The organism is Streptomyces sp. 13-12-16, assembly GCF_002114215.1.
In the GTDB taxonomy this organism is placed as follows: domain Bacteria; phylum Actinomycetota; class Actinomycetes; order Streptomycetales; family Streptomycetaceae; genus Streptomyces.
The window spans coordinates 3,813-5,903 of record NZ_NCTE01001061.1; the positions used below are offsets into that span (position 1 = coordinate 3,813).

Here is a 2,091-nt window from a genome sequence, read left to right on the forward strand (position 1 = left end):
TGCGCCAGCCGGTGGAGGAGATCGGCCGCACCATGGCCCGGATCCTCACCGGCATCACCCAGCAGGGCGGACCCCGGCAGCAGCGGACGCTGCCCACGGAGCTGGTGGTGCGGGAGTCGTCGTAGCGGGGCCTTCGCGGAGGTGAGGGACGGGCGATGGCGGTTACCCGGGAGGCTCCGGTACCACGATGAGGGAGAAGGAGCCATGGCCCACAGGACGAGCGCCCGGGACGTGGTGGGCGCCATCAAGGACGTCGATTTCCCGGCCGGCAAGGACGACCTGGTCCAGGCGGCCAGTCGGTCGGGTGCCGCGCCGGACGTGGTCAAGGCGTTGCGCGGCATTCCCGCCGAGCAGTACGCCAATCGTGAGGAGGTGGCCCGGTCGGTGCGCGTGGACCCCGATTCCGACCTCGGCCTGAGCCCCGCGCAGCAGGCGGAGCAGGCCCGCGCGGGCGGCAGGCAGGGACAGTCCCAGCACCTGCGTGACGTGCCGAAACCGCCGGTGGAGGAGGAACTGGACCGCTGACCTGGGCAGGCGGTGCGGGTGAGCCGTCCGGGGGTGCGGGAGGAGGGCGGGTGTCCTCCGGCCGTGTCCGGCTGTTCCGGGCCGGCCGCTTCGGACCGCCCGTGCCGTGGCTCCACCCCCGTGGACGGCGCCCGGGGAGATGCGCCGTGCGCGGGGCCGCCCTAGTGGGCGGTCCCTCGTTCCCGTCGCAGACGGCGCAGTACGACCGTCAGGTCCAGGAGGGCCGTCAGCGCGAGCACGCCGCAGACGACGGCGAGCAGGATCAGCGGGCCCCGACCGGGGCTGTCGCCGGCGTCGGACCACGCGGCCCAGGTGCCGAACAGCGCGGTGCCCGCGAGGAAGAGGGGCAGGAAGACCGCGGCGAGCAGCAGGCGCAGCCGCAGCGGGCTCCGCGCCGTGACCGGTTCGGTGCCGGTCCGCGGGGAGCGGCGGCCGATCGTTCCGGAGCGGTCCCGGGAGACCGGCTCGCGGGTGGGGCCGGTACGGGGGTCACGCACGCCGGACACCTCCTCCATCGCCTTCGCACCGGCCGGGTAGCCGCCGTCCCCGGTGACAAACCGGCGTTCGTTGGTGCGGACCCGTTCCGGGTACCCGGCCGTTGCCCGACCGCAGACCACCGCACCATGAGGAAGGACAGCGCCTCATGCAGCACGACGAGTTCATCGGAAAAGTGCAGGCTCTCACTCGGTTGCCGGACCGGGGAACGTCCGAGCGGGCGACCCGGGCCGTGCTCAGTACGCTGGCCGAGCGGCTGCCGTCCGGGCTGGCGGGCCATGTGGCCGCCCAGCTGCCGCCGACCCTGGCCGCGCCCATGCGGCAGACCACCTCGGGTGAGCGCTTCGACCTGACGACGTTCGCCGGACGGATCGCCGGCCGCGCGGAGACGGACGAGGACGCGGCCGTGCGCGAGGCCGCCGCCGTACTGGAAGTGCTCGACGCGGCCCTCACCCCGGAGCTGACGGAGAAGCTGGCCGCCGCGCTGCCCAGGGACATCGGCGGCCTGCTGCCCGTCGGACGTGCCACCGACGACACCGACTGAGGAGGTGACCGGGGATGGTCTCCGAGTCCGTGACGGTCCCCTCGGGCGCGGCGGCCCTGCCCGGGGACCTGGTGATCCCCGCCGGGGCGCGTGGGATGGTGCTGTTCGCCCACGGCAGCGGCAGTTCACGGCTCAGCCCCCGCAACCGGGCGGTCGCCACCGCGTTGCAGGGGGCGGGGTTCGGCACACTGCTGCTGGATCTGCTCACCCCGGAGGAGGAGCGCGAGGACGACGCGACGGGGCGGCACCGCTTCGACATCGGCCTGCTGGCCCGGCGGCTGGCGCACGCCGTCGACTGGCTGGAGCAGCGCCCGGACGGCGTGGACCTTCCCGTGGGTCTGTTCGGGGCCAGTACGGGAGCGGCGGCGGCGCTGGTGGCCGCCACCGAGCGGCCCAAGCGGGTGTCGGCGGTCGTGTCGCGGGGCGGGCGCCCGGATCTGGCGGGCGACGCGCTCGGCCTGGTCGCGTGCCCGGTGCTGCTCGTGGTGGGCGGCGACGACGAGACGGTGCTCGGCCTCAACCGCGAG

General features: G+C 74.8%; 4 protein-coding genes and 1 pseudogene. 4 read left to right on the forward strand and 1 reads right to left on the reverse strand.

The window, feature by feature from the left end; translation table 11 throughout:
• Both B7767_RS48620 and B7767_RS35120 read left to right on the forward strand, forming a co-directional pair.
• Positions 1-125, forward strand: a pseudogene (locus B7767_RS48620) (LacI family transcriptional regulator); the annotation flags it as partial.
• Positions 126-204: 79 nt separating this feature from the next.
• Positions 205-525 (forward strand): DUF2795 domain-containing protein, encoded by a 321-nt coding sequence (locus B7767_RS35120; protein WP_085575612.1) that lies wholly within the window; start codon positions 205-207, stop codon positions 523-525.
• Positions 526-686: 161 nt separating this feature from the next.
• On the opposite strand, the gene B7767_RS35125 is transcribed toward B7767_RS35120, so the two are convergent.
• A complete protein-coding gene (locus B7767_RS35125) occupies positions 687-1,022 on the reverse strand; it encodes a DUF6343 family protein (RefSeq protein ID WP_085575615.1) in 336 nt (111 codons plus the stop codon).
• A 146-nt stretch (positions 1,023-1,168) separates the two neighbouring features.
• On the opposite strand from B7767_RS35125, the gene B7767_RS35130 reads away from it, so the two are divergent.
• Positions 1,169-1,564 (forward strand): DUF2267 domain-containing protein, encoded by a 396-nt coding sequence (locus B7767_RS35130; protein ID WP_085575613.1) that lies wholly within the window; start codon positions 1,169-1,171, stop codon positions 1,562-1,564.
• 14 nt (positions 1,565-1,578) lie between these two features.
• On the forward strand, positions 1,579-2,091 hold a 513-nt coding region (locus B7767_RS35135), incomplete at its 3' end, for a dienelactone hydrolase family protein (protein ID WP_085575614.1).